This window comes from Streptomyces guryensis (assembly GCF_021261325.1).
GTDB classification, from domain to species: domain Bacteria; phylum Actinomycetota; class Actinomycetes; order Streptomycetales; family Streptomycetaceae; genus Streptomyces; species Streptomyces guryensis.
Genome location: NZ_JAJSBI010000022.1, coordinates 163800 through 181658, shown reverse-complemented (window position 1 = coordinate 181658; position 17859 = coordinate 163800). Strand labels below are relative to the sequence as shown.

15 protein-coding genes and 2 pseudogenes are annotated in these 17859 nt (G+C 68.8%); 9 read left to right on the top strand and 8 right to left on the bottom strand.

What is annotated here, in order from left to right:
• Positions 1–228: 228 nt before the first annotated feature.
• Positions 229–888, bottom strand: a complete 660-nt coding sequence (locus LJ657_RS34590) for an ATP-binding protein (protein ID WP_232652853.1) — start codon at positions 886–888, stop codon at positions 229–231.
• A gap of 226 nt (positions 889–1114) precedes the next feature.
• Here LJ657_RS34590 and LJ657_RS34585 point away from each other — a divergent pair, with 226 nt between their 5' ends.
• From LJ657_RS34585 to LJ657_RS34565, 4 genes and pseudogenes are all read left to right on the top strand, one after another.
• Positions 1115–1963, top strand: coding sequence for a helix-turn-helix domain-containing protein (locus LJ657_RS34585; RefSeq protein ID WP_232652852.1), 849 nt, complete (start codon positions 1115–1117; stop codon positions 1961–1963).
• Between the two features lie 32 nt (positions 1964–1995).
• Positions 1996–2181, top strand: a complete 186-nt coding sequence (locus LJ657_RS34580; protein WP_232652862.1) for a DUF397 domain-containing protein — start codon at positions 1996–1998, stop codon at positions 2179–2181.
• 457 nt (positions 2182–2638) lie between these two features.
• Entirely contained in the window at positions 2639–3379 is a 741-nt protein-coding gene (locus tag LJ657_RS34570) for a DUF6879 family protein (protein WP_232652851.1), read from the top strand.
• A 43-nt stretch (positions 3380–3422) separates the two neighbouring features.
• Positions 3423–3690 (top strand): annotated as a pseudogene (locus LJ657_RS34565) (serine hydrolase); the annotation flags it as partial.
• Positions 3691–3846: 156 nt separating this feature from the next.
• Here the strand turns inward: LJ657_RS34565 and LJ657_RS34560 are convergent.
• Positions 3847–4002 carry a hypothetical protein gene (locus LJ657_RS34560; protein ID WP_232652850.1) on the bottom strand — a complete coding sequence of 52 codons (156 nt, stop codon included), beginning with the start codon at positions 4000–4002 and terminating at the stop codon, positions 3847–3849.
• Positions 4003–5364: 1362 nt separating this feature from the next.
• On the opposite strand from LJ657_RS34560, the gene LJ657_RS34555 reads away from it, so the two are divergent.
• The 3 genes from LJ657_RS34555 to LJ657_RS34545 all read left to right on the top strand — a co-directional run bounded on the left by LJ657_RS34555 (position 5365) and on the right by LJ657_RS34545 (position 8415).
• Entirely contained in the window at positions 5365–6786 is a 1422-nt protein-coding gene (locus LJ657_RS34555) for a non-reducing end alpha-L-arabinofuranosidase family hydrolase (protein WP_232652849.1), read from the top strand.
• Positions 6787–7371: 585 nt separating this feature from the next.
• A complete protein-coding gene (locus LJ657_RS34550; protein WP_232652848.1) occupies positions 7372–7884 on the top strand; it encodes a hypothetical protein in 513 nt (170 codons plus the stop codon).
• Between the two features lie 111 nt (positions 7885–7995).
• A complete protein-coding gene (locus LJ657_RS34545) occupies positions 7996–8415 on the top strand; it encodes a pyridoxamine 5'-phosphate oxidase family protein (RefSeq protein ID WP_232652847.1) in 420 nt (139 codons plus the stop codon).
• A gap of 9 nt (positions 8416–8424) precedes the next feature.
• Here the strand turns inward: LJ657_RS34545 and LJ657_RS34540 are convergent, their stop codons facing one another.
• From LJ657_RS34540 to LJ657_RS34530, 3 genes are all read right to left on the bottom strand, one after another.
• Positions 8425–9027, bottom strand: coding sequence for a nitroreductase family protein (locus LJ657_RS34540; protein ID WP_232652846.1), 603 nt, complete (start codon positions 9025–9027; stop codon positions 8425–8427).
• Between the two features lie 132 nt (positions 9028–9159).
• Positions 9160–10680: a serine/threonine-protein kinase gene (locus LJ657_RS34535; protein WP_232652845.1), complete on the bottom strand. Its 1521-nt coding sequence runs from the start codon at positions 10678–10680 to the stop codon at positions 9160–9162.
• Positions 10681–10836: 156 nt separating this feature from the next.
• A complete protein-coding gene (locus LJ657_RS34530; RefSeq protein WP_232652844.1) occupies positions 10837–11259 on the bottom strand; it encodes a MarR family winged helix-turn-helix transcriptional regulator in 423 nt (140 codons plus the stop codon).
• A gap of 62 nt (positions 11260–11321) precedes the next feature.
• Between LJ657_RS34530 and LJ657_RS34525 the strand changes: the two are divergent.
• Positions 11322–12060 (top strand): annotated as a pseudogene (locus LJ657_RS34525) (alpha/beta fold hydrolase).
• Here the strand turns inward: LJ657_RS34525 and LJ657_RS34520 are convergent.
• Positions 12026–12751: an alpha/beta fold hydrolase gene (locus LJ657_RS34520; protein WP_232652843.1), complete on the bottom strand. Its 726-nt coding sequence runs from the start codon at positions 12749–12751 to the stop codon at positions 12026–12028. The pseudogene LJ657_RS34525 and the gene LJ657_RS34520 overlap by 35 nt on opposite strands.
• A gap of 301 nt (positions 12752–13052) precedes the next feature.
• Here LJ657_RS34520 and LJ657_RS34515 point away from each other — a divergent pair, with 301 nt between their 5' ends.
• The gene (locus tag LJ657_RS34515) at positions 13053–14507 is read left to right on the top strand and encodes an alginate lyase family protein (protein ID WP_232652842.1); all 1455 of its coding nucleotides are present in this window, start codon (positions 13053–13055) and stop codon (positions 14505–14507) included.
• A gap of 24 nt (positions 14508–14531) precedes the next feature.
• Here LJ657_RS34515 and LJ657_RS34510 read toward each other — a convergent pair whose 3' ends face one another.
• The gene (locus tag LJ657_RS34510) at positions 14532–16070 is read right to left on the bottom strand and encodes an MFS transporter (RefSeq protein WP_232652841.1); all 1539 of its coding nucleotides are present in this window, start codon (positions 16068–16070) and stop codon (positions 14532–14534) included.
• A 281-nt stretch (positions 16071–16351) separates the two neighbouring features.
• Positions 16352–17659 carry a DUF445 domain-containing protein gene (locus tag LJ657_RS34505; RefSeq protein ID WP_232652840.1) on the bottom strand — a complete coding sequence of 436 codons (1308 nt, stop codon included), beginning with the start codon at positions 17657–17659 and terminating at the stop codon, positions 16352–16354.
• Positions 17660–17859 lie beyond the last annotated feature (200 nt).

Genomic DNA, 17859 nt, shown 5'->3' with positions numbered 1-17859 from the left:
GGACAAGGCCATCGCGTCACCTCTCACTCAACGAGCTTCGCTACTCGGAGAGTTGCGCGATGGCCGCCCCATGACCAGGGGCTATGCAGAGATCGCTACTACACCACTCGGCGGGACACCATCGCACTTCGAGCGCGAGGCTTCGGATCCGGTCCATGCGTTGCGCATCGGCCACCATGCCCTCAAGGCCCGGGCCCTGCCCCGAACCCAGCCGTCCAGGAGACTTCCTCACCGGAGGGCTCGGCAAGGCGCACCTGCGGTTGCCGAAACCAAGGCCTCGAATCGCATCTGAGCCCTGTCCAGAACGTCTTCCTCATCGCAGCCATGCACTCGGAGCCAGTAGAGGAAATCCGTGATGACGTCGATCATCGCTTCTTGGGCGACCGCCCTGCTCAGCCTGCTCGGGTCCGCTTCACGAGGGCGCCCGTCCGCCGTATAGAGGCTCAATAGCGTCTCGGCCCGCTTGACACCGGCTCCACCCACGTGACCGTTCGGTGCGGCAAGTTCCGTTGCCAGCTCGCACCAAACTACCTTTCCATCGGGGCGAAGCAGGACGCCCCAGCGATCGGCCACCGCGTCGACGAGAGCCATGCCTCGGCCGGCCTCGGAGTCGGAGTCCGCGTCGACGAGGGTGGGCAGGTCTCGCGGGGCGGGGTCGTGGACCTCGATGCGCAGGTGGGTGCCGTTCATGGAGACCGCAAGCGTGGCCGGGGTACCGGGGCCCACGTGCGTGATGATGTTGGACACCAGCTCGCTCACGCAGAGTTGAGCCCCGTCGGTGAGATCGTGCAGTCCCCAGAGGCCGAGATGGAACCGCATGATGCGGCGCAGGGCGGCGACTTCCTCAGCTTCGGCCGTGAAGGCCAGGTCCCACGGCTTTCGTGACATACACGCTTCCTGGATCACACAGACCCCTCCCGTCGCATGCCATCTCCGCGCCATCGCGGAGCGTCAAACACCCTCACTATGAGTGGCGTCGCTGATTCAGAGTGGTGGCAACACATCCCGCCGTGCAATGTGCAGGACGAGATTCCCACTTCCGAGTGATTGGCAGGCGCAGGCCTTGGCGCCAGACTGAACGCCCGCTATTCGACGCATGGTTGAGAGGGATCCGATGGCCGGTTCACCAACGGCACGCCGTCGCCGTCTCGCGATCGAGCTGAAGAAGCTCCGCGAAAAGAGCACCTTGACCTGCGCACAAGTCGGCGAGGCGCTGGACTGGAGTGGCTCCAAGGTCAACCGCATGGAGACGGGCAGCGGCCGCGTTCAGCCATCGGACATCGATGCGCTGTGCCGGTTCTACGACACCACGGACGAACTGCGCGAGTTCCTCAAGTCACTGGCCCGGGAGGCCAAGACGCGTGGTTGGTGGCAGGTGCACGGCTCCGGTGTGCCCGAGTGGTTCAACATCTACATCGGTCTGGAGCAGGACGCCTCCACGTTCCGCCAGTACCAGTGCGAGTTGATCCCCGGCCTCATGCAGACCGAGGCGTATACGTGCGAGCTCCACAAGACGGGAGCTCACATGACCGCCGAGGACATCGACAGGGCCGTGCGGGTACGCATGGAACGCCAGGCCATGTTGACGCGAACCGACGCCCCTGATGCCTGGTTCATTGTGAACGAGGGCGCTCTGCGCCACGTCATCGGGGACCGGTCATTGATGCGAGAGCAGCTTGAACGCGTCCTGGAATCAGCCGAGTTGCCGACACTGACCTTGCAGGTCCTCCCTTTCGACTCGGGCACATATCCAGCCACGGGTTCCTTCACCATGCTGGGCTTCCCCGCCCCGGAAGACCCGGACCTGGTGTACCGCGACGGCATCACCGATGCCGTGTACCTGGAGGGCGAGCATCATGTTCGCGAGTACACGAGGGCATTCGACGGCTTGCGAGCCGCAGCCCTCAGTCCTCAGCGCTCCACCCAACTGATCAAGTCCATTCTGAAGGAATACGCACAGTGAGCATTGCAGGATCCAAGAACCATGGCCGTCTGATGTGGTTCACGTCGTCGTATAGCAACGGCGCAGGGGGAGAATGCGTCGAGTGCGCACTGACCGATGAGCATGCTCTCGTACGTGATTCAAAGGATGCGGAAGGCCCGATGGTCCCGGTTCGCGGCACCCCTTGGCGTTCCTTCGTGCAGGCGGTGAAACAAGGCGGGTTGCTTTCTGGATCCTGAGGCATGACGCTCCCCGTGACCAGATCTGTGGATCGGCCTCGATGTGGACGCGAAGGGAGCATTTTCCAGGCGAGCGAAGGCCTCCAGGCTGCGCGTGGCCCACATCCGGCGTGGACCATGGGGGCACTTCTGGGCCGACGACCCAGAGGTGGTGGCAGCGGCGGACTGGCGGATCGACAGCCTTATGGAGCTCGTTTCGATCACTACGGGCTGACGGAATCTGAACGGCCTGGTTCCGCTGCCACCACCCCCATGTAGGTCTCGCGCGTCAGATCCTCGGGATAACAGAAGACAGACTGTACGCCGCACAGGCCCCTGCTGGGCCCGGGCTGCGAACGGACCTGCTTGCGCGCAATCCGCGCCCGCGGCACACGATGCGCAATCTGCTGCAATTCCTGAGTGCACCCTGCCCCACACACGCATCCTGGATCTCCAACCGGCGCAGATGGAGGGCGTCATGACGCTGAGGTTCATCGGCACGACCAGCGACGACGGTGACTGCCCCACCCTGTACGACATCGAGGGGACTGGCGAGATCCTCATCCAGGGCGAGCGGGAGACCGACCGGGAGCACCTCGCCCAGCTCCGGGACGTCAGGGAGTCCGAGACCTTCGTTCGCGTCCCACGCAGTCTGCTGACCCGATACGCGCCGAGGAGCGAGGCTTCTGAACTCCAGCCGTTCGCCTCGATCTCCCACCTGTTCCAGGACTTCAAGCACACCGCATGGCGTCTGGAAACGCGCCGGGGCTACGCCTCCGACCGCAACAGCCCGAAGTGGTCCCGGTTCCTCGCGGGCGAGGGCATCGCTCGCGGACCGGAAAACGCCTGGCGCGAGAACGTCCGCACGCAGACAGCGCAGGGCAAGCGGTTTGAGCGCGTGCGCCTGGTCGATGAACCGCTGACGCGGGGGCAGGAGTTCCTGCTCGCGAGTGCGCCGAGCAATGTTGCGGCGGGTGAGGACATCCGCAACCTGACTCGCACGCAGGCGAGGGAATTGCGGCTGCCGGACTACGATTTCTGGCTCTTCGACTCCAAGGTCCTCGCCCGCTTCGCCTTCGACGACGAAGACACGACCCTGGGGGTGTACGTCACCGAGGAACCGGCGGAAGTCCTCGCCGCCTGCCAGGCTCGTGACTCCGCCTGGCACCCCGCCGTATGTACCGAAGAATTCGCCAGGCGGGTACGTTCCACGATGTGAGCACCGACTACCAGACCGCCAGAGAAGCCCTCGGCGCGCGGCCGCCGGTCTGGTCGCATTGAACCGGCCGGTGCCGCTGGCCGATGCGCTGACTTGGCATCCGATGGTTGCTGCGCTCGCAGCGTCCGCAGTGGACTCCAGGCACGGCGCACGGCTGCCACGGCAGGGCTTGGGGCTGGCTCGTCGGTGAAATGATCCGCCGAGTGTCCGGCCGCTCACCGGGCCGGTACTTCGCCGACGGGATCGCTGCCCCACGGGGACTGGACTTCTTCATCGGCTTGCCGGCGAGTGAACGCGTCAGGGGCAGTCGTTTCCCCCTCAACTCAGCTTTGGCTACGGCCAGTTGGGCCGGAAGGCTGCAGACCGACTACTCGACCGCACCCGGATAGCCGGGCAGACGGATCTGCTGTTGCCCCGCGAGCAGGGGGCTGAAGTAGAAGTGAGTGCCCTGCGAGCCGCCAGGTCAGTCACCGGCCCTTTTTGTTGAACCATCCAGACGACTGGCCGACGCTCGCGCCGGCGACGAGGATGCCGATCGGAACGATCGTGAACCAGATGGCACCGGCCTTCATGGCCGCGAGCAGGGCGATGGCGCAGATGGCCAGCGCCAGGAGCACGAGCATGACCAGAAGGACACGAATCTTGGAAACCAACGGAGGACTCTCCAACGTTCGGCTGGGCTCAATCAACTGGACAGCGTTCGCTGCCCGTTGGACCGCCGACGACGGTTGCCCAGTAGGGAGGCAGCAAGCTCCCCGGCGTGACACCACGGTTCCGCCAGGAAGCTCATGGGCGAGTCTTCCAACGCTGCCTTCCGGTGGCGACAGTAGAACTACGTAATCGCGTACGTAGCCGTTGCCCACCTCACCTTTCGGATGGGCGGTTGGCCGGCCTCGTCCAAACTGTCCGGCTCCGGGCCACGAGGAATCGGCGACGTCGTCGTAGGGCCAGAGGAGGGACGGGACCGGCGTATCGGCTGCCGCTTCGCTTCCGGTCTTCGACGCTTCACGGGCATGCAACTCTCCCGCACCAAGATCTCGTCGGACAGGTCCCGGCACCCGGTCAGGTCAGCAACTTGACCTGTACCTTCGGCCCCGGACTGGGGCGTCACACGGCTCAACCGCGCCTCCCCACTCCTTCCGTATCAAGTACCGAGTTCTGGGGAGCAGTTCATGAAGCATGCGCCTGCCGCTTGGGCGACTCTGGCTGCCATGGTGGCTTTGGCGGGATGCAGCGGTCACCCGGCAGACCGAGCCACCACTGATACCCACCCTCACACGACGGCCAGCCCGGCCCATACGGCATCGGCACCCCTGGTGACCGCCTCCGGGACAGGGCTGCGCCTTGTCTCTGGGACCCCCGTCCACTTCGGTGCCGACAGCACGCCGGGAGTGGCCGGGAAGCTCACTGTGACCTGCCGAGGTGAGGGGCCGGTTCGTATCCAGCCCGCCAAGGGGCAGGCCACAGACGTACAGTGCGGCGGCTCTGTCGAGTTGCGGACCGATTCCGGCGGCAGCATGTTCACTGCCTCGACTACGAGCAAGTCGGCAATGACGCTGGACTGGACTCTTGAGCCGATGGCGCGTTAGTCGCTGGGAGCCGGTGGCGAAGCAGGCCGGGTTCCGCAGTGTGCCGCCGCTCTCGACTACCGATGCCCTGCCGGATCGAGCTGTCTCGCCTCCGAGCTGGAAGTACCCGAGAGCGCGGTCCTCCGCCGGTGCCTGCCCGCGCTGCCACCTGCTCCTCACACCAAAGCACCGCTGAACCAGGGGAGTTAAGTCGTCTGGTTTCAACTTGCGAAGGTTTCGGCTCGCGAATTGTGCGAGAGGTATTGACGTCGTTCACCGGTTCCCTATGATCCGGTTGCTCGACACTTCGATCCTTGTTCGGTATGGCGAACGCGCAAATCCGCACCGCACCGACAGTCCGCACAGCCCCCGTCGGGGGCCAACCGGAATCGCTTGTTCGAGGACTACGAGGTCTCCATGCGCAGAAGACGTTTCAGCCGCAGCCATCCGTCTGCCGTGCTCGCCGCCGCCGTTGCGGTCCTGGTCTCGTTGGCGGCGATGCTCGTCGCCGGCCCGGCTCAGGCGGCCACCAGCGGCGCCTTACGCGGCGTCGGCTCCGGCCGGTGCCTCGATGTGCCGGGCGCCAGCCAGACCGATGGCGCCCTCCTGCAGATCTGGGACTGCACGGGCGGGACCAACCAGCAGTGGACGCTGACGGACAGCAACCAGCTGACCGTGTACGGGAACAAGTGCCTGGACGTCCCGGGCCATGCCACCGCGGCCGGGACCAAGGTGGAGATCTGGGCCTGCAACGGCGGCACGAACCAGCAGTGGCGGGTGAACCCCGACGGTACCGTCGTCGGCGTGGAGTCCGGGCTGTGCCTGGACGTCAGCGGCGGCGCCACGGCCAACAGCACGGGGGTGCAGCTCTGGTCGTGCAGCGGCGCCGACAACCAGAAGTGGACCGGCCTTTCCGGGACGGGCAGCACGTGTTCTCTTCCGTCGACGTACCGGTGGAGCTCGACCGGTCCGCTGGCGCAGCCGTCGAACGGCTGGGTTTCGCTGAAGGACTTCACCAACGTGGTGTACAACGGCAAGCACCTGGTCTACGGCTCGACCGTCAACCAATCCGGGTCATACGGCTCGATGGGCTTCGCTCCCTTCACGAACTGGTCCGACATGGCGTCGGCCGGCCAGACCGGGATGAGCCAGGGCACGGTGGCGCCCACACTGTTCTACTTCGCGCCCAAGAACATCTGGGTACTGGCATCGCAGTGGGGTCAGTGGCCCTTCTTCTACCGCACCTCCAGCGACCCCACCAACCCCAACAGCTGGTCCGCGCCGCAGGCGCTGTTCACCGGCAGCATCCCCGGCGCCGCTCCGATCGACCAGACCCTGATCGCCGACGGCCAGAACATGTACCTGTTCTTCGCCGGTGACAACGGCAGCATCTACCGGGCGAGCATGCCGATCGGGAACTTCCCGGGCAACTTCGGCTCGTCGTACACGACGGTCATGAGCGACACGACGAAGAACCTGTTCGAGGCGCCGCAGGTCTACAAGGTCCAGGGCCAGAACCAGTACCTCATGATCGTCGAGGCGCGGGGTGCGAACGAGCAGCGCTACTTCCGCTCGTTCACGGCCTCCAGCCTGAGCGGTTCATGGACCCCGCAGGCCGCCACCGAGTCCAACCCCTTCGCCGGCAAGGCCAACAGCGGTGCCACCTGGACCAACGACATCAGCCACGGTGACCTGGTCCGCAACAACCCCGACCAGACCATGACCATCGACCCCTGCAACCTGCAGCTCCTCTACCAGGGCCTGTCCCCCAGCACACCGGCAGGCACCCCCTACAACCTGCTGCCGTGGCGGCCGGGCCTCCTCACCCTGCAGCGCTGACCCGCCCGATCCACGTCGTTCGAGGTGTGGCGCGATCCGCCGACGCGTAGACCAGTCGTTTGCGCGTCGGCGACTCCACCTGATGACCGGTACTGCCCGCTGCGCTGCCGCCGGCTTCCACGCCACCGAGGGCCGCTCCTGGCGCCTCTCGCTCTCCGCCGACGGCGCGCGGTTCACCCGCCTCCCCGCACCAGGCACCAGGCACCAGGCACCAGGCACCAGGCACCAGGCACCAGGCACCACTGTCGCGACCAGCTCGAGGCCTGGGAGCCGGATGAGCAGGACGTGACGGTGCGACACCCCTGAGGGATGCCTCAGGGGCGCGTTCGTTGCGGGGTCTTCACATCTGCACCCAGCCGGATCGCCGGGCTTCACGCGTCGTTCGCCTCGCGTGTTCAGCCAGGACTCGAACCTGCCCGCTACCGCCGTTCGACCGGAAGTCGACGCACCCGCCTCGTTCTTTCGGCCGATCCGCCGTGCGACGTCGGGCGCCTATGCTGCGCTGCGTAGTCTTGAAGACGTCCGTGAGCGACAGCCCTACCGGGCAGGCCAGTTCACCCCAGCGAACCCGAAGGAACAGCGAACGTGTCGTTGAAGAACAGTCGTCTCCGCCTTGCTTCCGTGGCCCTCGTCGTGGCGGTCTCCGGTCTGGCCATGGCGAGCCCGGCGATGGCCGCCACGCAGCACACCGTCGCGGGCGCGGCCGCGCGGTCGCCGGAGCAGGCGCCCGCCATACTCACCGACTTCGTGGACCTGCCCACGAGCGGCCTCGCGGCCGACAGCGCGGCGCACGAGTTCACGGTCACCTACCGCAACGACTCGTCGGCGGACCGGACCGTCGCCCCCCAGCTGCTGGTGGAGTCGCCGGAGGCGGGGCCGTTCCTGGCGCCGTCGGACATCAGGCTGGAGCGCCGCAAGGCGGACGGCTGCTGGGAGGCCGTGCAGGTCGGCAGCCAGACCGGCACTCTGTTCACCGACCTCTCGACCGCGCAGCGCACGCTGCACGCGGGCGAGACGCTCACCCAGGTCTACCGTCTCACCGTCATCAACCCGCAGGCCAAGGGCACGGTGGCTCCGAGGGTGGCGCTCTACAACTGAGTGCCCGCAGTGAGCGCCCGCGCTGACGCCCGTAAGCGATGAAGTGAGCCCGGCTGTGGTCCACCGCCGGGCTCATTTCGCTGCTCAGCCCAGTGCCGATATTTTGGGCTGATGGACCGAAATGCCCTCGTCCACTTCGTCCGCGCCCGCCGACTGGCCGTCCTGGCCACCACCTCCGCCGACGGCCATCCGCAGGCCGCGGTGGTCGGGATCGCGGCGACCGATGCGGGCGACCTCGTCTTCGACACGACGCGGGGGTCCCGTAAGTTCGCCAATCTCCGTCGGCAGCCGCGCGTGGCCCTGGTCATCGGGTTCGACCGGGCAGACGAGCAGACGGTCCAACTCGAGGGCGTGGCCTGCGAGATCACGCAGGACGACCCGGCCGTCGCCGCGTACTACGAGCAGTTCCCGACCGGGCGGGAGCGGGCGGCGTGGCCGGACATCGTCCACGTCAGGGTCCGGCCGGACTGGGGGCGCTACAGCGACTACCGGCCGGGGAGCTCCGGAGTGCAGGAGATCCCGCTGTCCTGAACGGTTTCCTCAGGCGTGCCGCCCCCACTGCCCCCGGTGAATGACGTCGTCCGCGCTCCGCCGGCGTTCCGCGACACGCTTGCTCTGCGGAGGCTGATCGTCCGCACGGTAGCCGACCGTGATCCCACCGATGGGGGCATACTCCTCGGGCACCCCGAACTCCTCCCGGAACGGCTGCAGATGCTCCGGCATGATGCCGAAGAAGCAGGCGCCGAGCCCTTCGTCGACCGCGGTCAGCAGCATGAGCAGGGCCGCCATGCCGGTGTCGATGTGCCAGTACGGCGCGGGCCAGCGGGCCTCGGCGCGGTCCTCCCAGCCCTTGTCGGGTTCGGCATAGCGCTCCAGGTACGCGGCCTTGTGGGCCAGGGGTACGACGACCAGCGGAGCGTCCTGCATGGTCGGCGTGTTCTCGACGCGGGCCGGTACGAACGGCCAGAAGCGGGCGCGGTCGGCGGGGGCGGTCAGGGCGAGGAAGGCCCAGCCCTGGGAGAAGCCGGCCGACGGTGCTCGGAGGGCGGAGGCGAGGATGCGCTCGATCACCTCCGGGGCCAGGGCTTTGTCGGAGTAGTGCCGGATCATACGGCGACGACGGACCACCTCGGAGAATTCCATGGTGGCGGATCCTGCCATGAACTCCCGTGCGGGCAGGGGCAGTTGATCTGCCCTTTTCGCGGCCGGGGCCAAATCCTGGGCTGAGCGCGGCGCGGCCCCACGGCCCACACCCCCGATCCCCCGCCCCCCTCGTCAGCCCGCCGAAGTCAGCCGGGCCCCGTTGGCCGCGATGTCGAACGCCGGCCGGTACTCGCCCCATTGGGCGTCCGGAGCGGAGAGGTAGATCACGTACTGCGTGCCGTCGGTGCCGGCGAAGGCCAGTTCCGCCGCGCGGTACTTGCGGGCCCTGCCGTCGAAGGTGAACTCCCAGTACCCGGCGGGCTCTCCGCGGAAGGTGGTCTTGGTCATCCGCACGCGTTCGTAGCCGGGGTTGTCCCGGCGGGTCTGGTCCTCTTCCGTCTCGCGCCAGTGCTGCACGGGGTCGCTGCCCGCGAACTGGACGACGTTGACCCTGAGGCCCACCAGGCCGGACCGGTCTATGTAGCCGACCTCGCCGCCGGGCAGCGCCTTACGGGTCCAGCCGTCCCGTACGGGTACGGAGATACCGGTGTCCGCCTCCACGAGGTGGTAACCGGCGGGGACGACGGGCGCGGTACTCGGAGAAGGCGATGCCGAAGGCGTCGAAGCGGCTGACCGGGACGTGTGGACGCCCGCTGCGTCCGCGCCGCCCTTGACCCACCACAGTGCGCCGCCTGCCACACAGGTGGCGAGCACCACCGCCGAGGCCGCCCACAGCACCGTACGACGGCGGTTGCCGCCTCCCTTTCGACCGGGAGCCTCGACGTCGCGGACGGGTTCCGGGCGTGTGGGGGGATCGAGGGGAGCGGTCCGGGTGGCCGTCACGTCGCCGAGGCGGCGTTCGACCTCGTGTACGTCCATGCGCTGTTCCGGCTCCTTGAGGAGCAGGCCCTCGATCACCGGGGCCAGGTCGCCGGCGCCGCGCAGCGGCTCGTACGGATCGGTTGCGATGGCGTACGCGGTCTCGATGGGAGTGGCGCGCTGGAACGGGTGCCGGCCCTCGACCGCCTGGTACAGCGTCGCGCCCAGGGCCCACAGGTCGCTGGCGGGTCCGGGGCCGGTGCTCGTGCTCCTGAGGCGTTCGGGCGCCAGGTAGCGGATGGAGCCGATCAGCTCGCCGGACTTGGTCAGTGAGGACGTGCCCGACTCCATGGCGATCCCGAAGTCGGTGAGGACGATCCGCCCGTCGTCGGCCAGCAGGACGTTGCCGGGTTTCACGTCCCGGTGCAGGACCCCGGCGTTGTGGGCGGCGCGCAACGCGGCGGCCATGGCGCGTCCGACCCGGGCGGCCTCGTGGGGTGGCAGCGCGCCCCGGCGCTTCAGGACGTCGCTCAGTGTGGCCGAGGGGACGTACTCCATGACGATGCACGGCAGGCCCTCGTCGTCGACGACGTCATGCACCACGATCACGTTGGGGTGAGTGATGCGTGCGGCGCTGCGCGCCTCGCGCCGGGTGCGTTCGTGGAGGGTGCGGACCTCGTCGTCGTGCAGGTGCGGCGGGATGTGCAGTTTCTTGACCGCGACGTGCCGGCCGAGCAGCTTGTCCTCGGCACGCCACACGGTGCCCATGCCGCCGCTGCCCACCCGCTCGACCAGCAGATACCGGCCGGCGACGAGCCGCCCAAGATCGGACACCGTGTCTCCTTCTGATCCCCTTCCGACCTCCTTCTGTGGTTCCCGTTCGCGAACGGGAGAGAACGAGGGAGATCGAAGAGGCACGATAGCCCATTCGGCAACCCATTCGACCGACCGGCCGGGACCGCCGCGCGTCAGGGACTTCCCGCCGTCCGTTCAGGGACTTTCGACCGTTCCGTTCAGGCGGTGCAGCAGCTCCAGCAGTGTCGCGCGGTCCGGCTCGGGCAGCGGGGCGAAGCACTCGGCCAGCACCTCGGCGGCCACCTGGTGTCCGGCCTTCAGGACCCGTTCGCCCGCAGGGGTCAGGTGGTGTTCGATGCGGCGGCCGCGTCCCGGGCGGCGGTCGACCAGGTCCTGTGCGGCCAGGCGGCCCATCAGTGCGCCGAAGGCCTGCTCGGTCTGGAAGGTGGCCGCGGCGAGTTCGCGTGCCGATGCGCCGGGTGTACGGCTGATCGCGCGGAGCGCGTCCCACTGGGCGAGGGTCGAGCCGACCGCCGTCAGGGCGCTGTCCAGCGCGCGGTGCTGGCGGTACTGGGCTTGCTTGACCGCCCGGCCGAGGAGTTGCAGGTCAGCATGCATGGAGGGAGTCTATGCGAAAACTAAGCTAGCTTATATAAGCATCTTTAGTTAGGCTCTCGGGCATGCCTACAGATGACACCACCGGCCGCCCCGTCCTCGTCCTCCACGGCGGCGGAGGCCCCGCCACCGTCACCGGGATCGCCCAGCACCTGTCCCGCACCGCTCAGGTCCTCGCCCCCGTCCACCCCGGCTGGAACGGCACCCCCCCGCCCCGACTGGTGCACCGGCGTCGACGACCTCGCCCTCTCCTACCTGCACCTCCTCCAGGACCGCGACCTGCACGACGTGCTGGTCGTCGGCTCCTCCCTCGGCGGCTGGATCGCGGCCGAGATGGCCGTACGGGACACCGCGGGGCGCATCAGCGGGCTGGTGCTGATCGACGCCGTCGGCGTGCACGTCGAGTCCGAGCCGATCGCTGACTACTTCGCCCTCGACCCGCGCGCCGCGGCGGAGCTCTCCTGGCACGACCCGGACCGCTACTACGTCGACCCCGCCGCGCTGCCCGCCGACCAACTCGCCGTCCGCCAGGCCAACATGGCCACCATGCGCCTCCTCGCCGGCGACCCGTACATGCACGACCCGAAGCTGCTGCACCGGCTGGGGCGTGTGCAGACGCCGGCTCTGCTGGTGTGGGGCGAGAGCGATCGCATCGTGACGCCCGCCTACGGGACCGCGTACGCCGCCGCCTTCGGCGACGCCCGGTTCGAGGTCGTCCCCGAGGCCGGACACCTGCCCCAGGTCGAGCAGCCGAAGGCCACGCTCGGCCTCATCGACGAGCATCTCCGGCGGACGGCTGCTTGAGGAACCTGATGTGGGCCGCGATCGCCTCGTACAGGCGTTCCGGCTGGTCCAGGTGTACGTCGTGGCCCGCGTCCGGGACGACGGTGTGGTGGGTGGCGGTCGGGCGAGCGGCCAGCATGTCGGTGGGTTCAGTGGCGCGCATCGTGCCGTTCTCGCCCTGGACGAGGAGGGTCGGGCAGCGGACGGCCGTCCATTCCCGCCAGTAGGCGTGGGTGGCGAGTTCGGAGATCGACTCGACCATGGTGGCGCGGTCCAGTGGGTGCCAGTCGGCCAGCCAACTCGCGATGAGGTAAGGCAGGTTCGGACTCGGTCCGGCCGGCCCCGCCTCCACCAGGATCAGGGATCGCACCAGGTCCGGGTAGGCCGACGCCAGCAGCATCGCCGTATGACCGCCCAGGGACTGACCGATGAGGGTGACGGGGGCGAGCGACAGCTCCCTGATCAGGGTCATCGCGTCCGCTACGTGGGCGGCCCGGGTCACCGTCGCCGGGCGGCGGGTGCTCTCGCCGTGGCCCCGGGCGTCGTACAGCACCACGCGGTGGCCGTCGGCGAGCAGCCGTGGGACCAGGTCGTCCCATTCGGCCATGCGGCCCGCCAGGCCGTGCAGGAGGAGGATCTGCTGCCGGGGGCGCGGTGGGGTGTGGTCGCGGTATGCGATCTCTGTGCCGTCGGGGCGTGTCAGGCGGGTCAACCGTGTGTCTCCTCCCGGCCGTTGACGTCGCGGTCGGCAGCTTCCCCCGGCGGTGGTGGGGACCGCCGGCGAATTTGCTGGTTGTGCGGGGGTGGGTTGTCTTCGGCCGCGGCGCCGTCGTGGCCGGTCGCGCAGTTCCCCCCGCCCCTTGAAAGCCGCGCCCGGCACCCGGGGCGCGCCCACGCAGCGGAGCCACACATCAGACACCGCCCCGCGCCCCTGTGAGCCGTGGCCGGCGCCCGGTGCGGCGGCCGCTCGGTCAGTTTTCGTTATCGGGCCCCGTCCCGGCCGTCTCCGTGGCATGCATGTGACACGACAGATCAGCCGGCGCACCGTGCTCAAGGCCACGGGCGCCGCAGCCGGAGCCGTCGGCCTCACCACTGTCACCACCCCCGCGGTGGCCGCGGGCGGGGCCTTCGCGCATCCCGGACTCCTCCACACCGGCGCCGACCTCGCGCGTATGGCCGCCAAAGTGAAGGCCGGTGCCGCCCCCTACACCGCCGGGTACGCGAAGCTGACCGCCAACCGGCATGCGCAGAGCGACTGGATACCCAATCCGCAGGCCATCGTGTACCGGGGCGTGGAACTGCGCCCCCAAAGCACGTGGCCGCAGAACTACGGAATCCTCTACAACGACATCCACGCCGCGTACCAGAACGCCCTGCGCTACCACGTCAGTGGCGGCAGCGCCCACGCCGACACCGCCGTCGCGATCCTCAACGCCTGGTCGGCGAAGCTGACGAAGGTCAGCGGCAGCGCCGACCGGTGGCTGGCCTCCGGGATATACGGGTACCAGGCCGCCAACGCGGCCGAGCTCGTCCGCGACCACAAGGACTTCCAACTCGAGAGATTCCAGAAGATGCTGGTCGACGTCTTCTACTCGATGAGTGAGGACTTCCTCCTCCGCCACAACGGCACTCCCGCCCCCCACTACTGGCCCAACTGGGACCTGTGCAACATGGCCTGCGCGCTGGCCACGGGCATCTTCTGCGACGACCAGGCCAAGGTCGAGCAGGCCGTCGAGTACTTCAAGCACGGCGTCGGCATGGGCTCGATCAAGCACGTCATCCCGGTCGTGCAGGACGACGGGCTCGCCCAGTGGATGGAGGCCGGGCGCGACCAGGGGCACTCGCTGCTGGGCGTCGGCCTGATGGGCACCGTCTGCGAGATGGCCTGGAACCAGGGCATCGACCTGTACGGCTATGACGACAACCGCTTCCTCAAGGGCGCTCAGTACGTGGCCAAGTGGAGCCTGGGCGGGAATGTGCCGTACACGCCCTACGCCCTCGTGGACCGTCGGCCGGGGATCCAGCAGCCCACCCAGGTCGCCCCCGCCGACCCGGCGCAGATGCGGCCGGTCTGGGCCATGATCGCCAATCACTACACCAAGCGGCGCGGGCTGTCCGCCACCTACCTCACGCAGATCGCCGCCAAGGCCGCGCCCGAGGGCGGCGGTGGGGACTACGGGCCCAACAGCGGCGGGTACGACCAACTCGGCTTCGGGACCCTGGCGTTCACCCGGGACAGGGGAGTGACCGCTGCCGCCACGCCTACGCCCTCGGCCTCCGATGCCGGATCCGGGCCCCGGCCCCAGACCGCGGCCACCGCGTCGGCCTCCCCCGCCGGCGGCGGCCTCGCCGCCACCGGTTCCGGGGACGTCGTCGGATGGGCGGCCGCGGCGGGGGTCACCGCCGTCGCCGGTGGGCTGCTGTTCCTGCGGCGCCGTGACCGGGTCCGGCAGGGCGACGCCCAGTGACGGTCGTAGCCCTGCGTCGTGGTCCTACGCCGTGGCCGGTCGCGAACTCCCCCGCCCCTCCTTCGCCGACCGGGCCTTCCCGGTCACCGTCGACGCCACCGCCGTGAGCGGCTTCGCAATGTCTTCCAGGGAGCGGCGTTCCGCTCGTACCGCCAGGAACGCCGCGACCAGGCCCGCCGCGCACATCAGGGCCGCACCGATCTGGAAGGCGAGGACGGTGTCGCCGACCTTGCCCGTGCCGGTGAGGTCGGCGAACAGCAGCGGGCCGCTGATGCCGCCGGCCGCGGTGCCGAGGGCGTAGAAGAAGGCGATGGACATCGCGCGGGTCTCCATCGGGAAGACCTCGGAGACCGTCAGGTAGGCGCTGGACGCGCCGGCCGAGGCGAAGAACAGGACCGCGCACCAGCAGGCCGTCAGCGTGCCCGCGCTCAGCGAGCCCTGGTCGAACAGCCATGCCGTGCCGAACAGGAGCAGGCCCGAGAGCAGGTACGTCGACGAGATCATCACCCGGCGGCCGACCGTGTCGAAGAGCTTGCCGAGCAGCAGCGGACCGCAGAAGTTGCCGATCGCGATCACCGCGAAGTAGTAGCCGGTGTCGCCCGTCGGGACACCGAAGAACTTCGTCAGGATCGCGCCGAAGCCGAAGGTGATCGCGTTGTAGAGGAAGGCCTGGCCGATGAAGAGCGAGAAGCCGAGGATCGAGCGCCGACGGTAGTCGGAGAACAGCGTGCGGGCGATCTCCACGAAGGTCACGCTGCGGCGCTGGTGGATCGTGATCTCGCCCTCGGGACGCTCCAGCGGCTGTCCCTTCTCCGCCTCCACCCGTTCCTCGATCGATGTCACGATCTCTTCCGCCTCACGGTCCCTGCCATGGATCAGCAGCCACCGCGGGCTCTCCGGGACGTGCCGTCGTACGAGAAGGATCACGAACGCGAGGACCGCGCCCAGCGCGAACGTCAGACGCCAGCCCACGTCCTTGGGCAGGATGGCGGTGTTCAGCGCGACGATCGACAGCAGCGAGCCGCCCACCGCACCCAGCCAGAAGCTGCCGTTGATGATCAGGTCGACCCGGCCGCGGTGGAAGGCCGGGATGAGCTCGTCGATCGCCGAGTTGATCGCCGCGTACTCACCGCCGATACCGAAGCCGGTCAGGAACCGGAAGGCGAAGAACCACCAGCTCGAGAAGGAGACGGCGGTCAGGGCGGTCGCCGCTAGATACACGGCGAGGGTGATCATGAAGAGCTTCTTGCGGCCCCACTTGTCGGTCAGCCGGCCCCAGAACAGGGCACCGGCACACGCTCCCGCCACGTACAGGGCGGCCGCGATGCCGGTGACCTGGCCCGAGGAGATCGGCAGACCGCTGCCGGACTCGGACAGCCGGCTGGCGATGTTGCCGACGACCGTGACCTCCAGGCCGTCGAGGATCCAGACGGTGCCGAGGCCGATGACGATCGTCCAGTGCCAGCGCGACCATGGGAGACGGTCGAGACGGGCGGGGATGTCGGTGGTCACGGTGTGGCCGGTTGCGGCGGTCACGCTGCCGCTGGGCTGGGCGCTGGGCATGGGCTCCCTCCTCATCGAGCGAACCGGTAGCGGGTATCCCGGACCGGCGGCACTACGCCCGGCGGTCGGTCAGTCACCCGGCGGTGGCATGGCCCTCGCGGGGGCGCTGCCGTCCCCAGCTCCCCCGCGCCGGCTCTGAAGGGCCTCGTCCCCGAACGCCGGACGGACTTGGATCAGCAGACGCCGTACGGCCCTGGATCAGCAGACGCCGTACGGCCCTGGATCAGCGAACGCCGGACGGCCCTGGATCAGCGAACCCGGGCCGACAGGTGGCCCCGCCCCTACGCCCCCAGCGCCCGCGACACCGTGTAGATCAACAGCCCCGCCAGCGAGCCCACCACCGTGCCGTTGATCCGGATGAACTGCAGGTCACGGCCGATGTGGGCCTCGATCTTGCGGGTGGTGTGCTCGGCGTCCCAGCCGGCCACCGTGTCGGTGATCAGGGAGGTGATCTCCTTGCGGTAGGTCGTGACCACGTACACCGCCGCGCCCTCCACCCAGCCGTCGACCTTCGCCTGCAGCTTGGGTTCCACGGCCATCCGCGCGCCGAGCGACAGCAGCGAGGCCCGCACGCGCAGCCGCAGCTCGCTTCGCTCGTCCTCCGCCGCCGACACGATCATCGACCGTACGGCGGTCCAGGCGGACGCGATCAGGTCCTGCACCTCGCCGCGGCCCAGCACATCGCCCTTGAGGCGCTCCACGCGCGCGCGGGTGTCCGTGTCGGACTGCAGGTCGGAGGCGAAGTCGGTGAGAAAGCGGTCGAGGGCGCCGCGGGCCGGGTGGGAGGGCATGTCGCGCATCTCGGTGACGAAGCGGAGGAGCTCCTTGTAGACGCGTTCGCCGACTCTCTTGTCCACGAAACGGGGCGTCCAGCCGGGGGCGCCGCCCTGGACGGCGTCCATGATCTCGGTGTCGTGCCAGACCAGCCAGTCGTGCGCGCGGGTGACGATCAGGTCGACGACCCGCTTGTGGCCGCCGTCCGCGACGACCTTCTCCAGCATCTTCCCGATGCCGGGCGCGATCTCCTGGGCGTCCGCGCGCCGGGTGATCGCCTCGCCGACCACCGCCTGGACATCCGAGTCGCGCAGCACGGTCAGCGCACCCCGCAGCGCCGCCGACAACTCGGCCGTCACCCGGTCCGCATGCTCGGGGTCGGCGAGCCACGCACCCAGCCGGCTGCCGATGCCGACGGCGCGCAGCCGCTGCCGTACGACCTCCTCGGAGAGGAAGTTCTCACCGACGAACTCCCCCAGGGACACCCCCAGCTGGTCCTTCTTGTTCGGGATGATCGCCGTGTGCGGGATCGGCAGGCCCAGGGGGTGCCGGAAGAGCGCGGTGACCGCGAACCAGTCGGCGAGCGCGCCGACCATGCCCGCCTCGGCGGCCGCGGCGACATAGCCCGCCCAGGGTCCGGCCCCGGAGTTGTCCGCCCACGTGGCCAGGACGTACACCAACGCCACGAAGAGCAGCAGCCCGGCCGCGGTGAGCTTCATGCGGCGCACCCCGCGCTGCTTCTCCTCGTCGGCGGCGCTGAACGTCGTCATGGCGCGGGCGGTGACACCCTTCTCATCCGGATTCGTGCGCTCCATACACTCCACCCGTTCGTGATCCCCTGCACACATTGTCCCTTCCTGACCGACTCCTGGAACGGAACAAGAGTTCCCGGCGTCCGTCAGGAGGGGGAGGCTCTTCGTGAACTCCGGTGGCCCAAAGGGGGGTCCTGTTCGGCCACCCCTCACCCCATGCCGCATCATGGGCCTGATCATTCCGGAGCTTCGGGCTCCCCTTC

Coding starts and splice junctions, on each gene's coding strand:
- LJ657_RS34590 (WP_232652853.1), bottom strand. CDS start 888: ATGTCACGAAAGCCGTGGGACCTGGCCTTCACGGCCGAAGCTGAGGAA.
- LJ657_RS34585 (WP_232652852.1), top strand. CDS start 1,115: ATGGCCGGTTCACCAACGGCACGCCGTCGCCGTCTCGCGATCGAGCTG.
- LJ657_RS34580 (WP_232652862.1), top strand. CDS start 1,996: ATGTGGTTCACGTCGTCGTATAGCAACGGCGCAGGGGGAGAATGCGTC.
- LJ657_RS34570 (WP_232652851.1), top strand. CDS start 2,639: ATGACGCTGAGGTTCATCGGCACGACCAGCGACGACGGTGACTGCCCC.
- LJ657_RS34560 (WP_232652850.1), bottom strand. CDS start 4,002: ATGCTCGTGCTCCTGGCGCTGGCCATCTGCGCCATCGCCCTGCTCGCG.
- LJ657_RS34555 (WP_232652849.1), top strand. CDS start 5,365: ATGCGCAGAAGACGTTTCAGCCGCAGCCATCCGTCTGCCGTGCTCGCC.
- LJ657_RS34545 (WP_232652847.1), top strand. CDS start 7,996: ATGGACCGAAATGCCCTCGTCCACTTCGTCCGCGCCCGCCGACTGGCC.
- LJ657_RS34540 (WP_232652846.1), bottom strand. CDS start 9,027: ATGGAATTCTCCGAGGTGGTCCGTCGTCGCCGTATGATCCGGCACTAC.
- LJ657_RS34530 (WP_232652844.1), bottom strand. CDS start 11,259: ATGCATGCTGACCTGCAACTCCTCGGCCGGGCGGTCAAGCAAGCCCAG.
- LJ657_RS34515 (WP_232652842.1), top strand. CDS start 13,053: ATGCATGTGACACGACAGATCAGCCGGCGCACCGTGCTCAAGGCCACG.
- LJ657_RS34510 (WP_232652841.1), bottom strand. CDS start 16,070: ATGCCCAGCGCCCAGCCCAGCGGCAGCGTGACCGCCGCAACCGGCCAC.
- LJ657_RS34505 (WP_232652840.1), bottom strand. CDS start 17,659: ATGGAGCGCACGAATCCGGATGAGAAGGGTGTCACCGCCCGCGCCATG.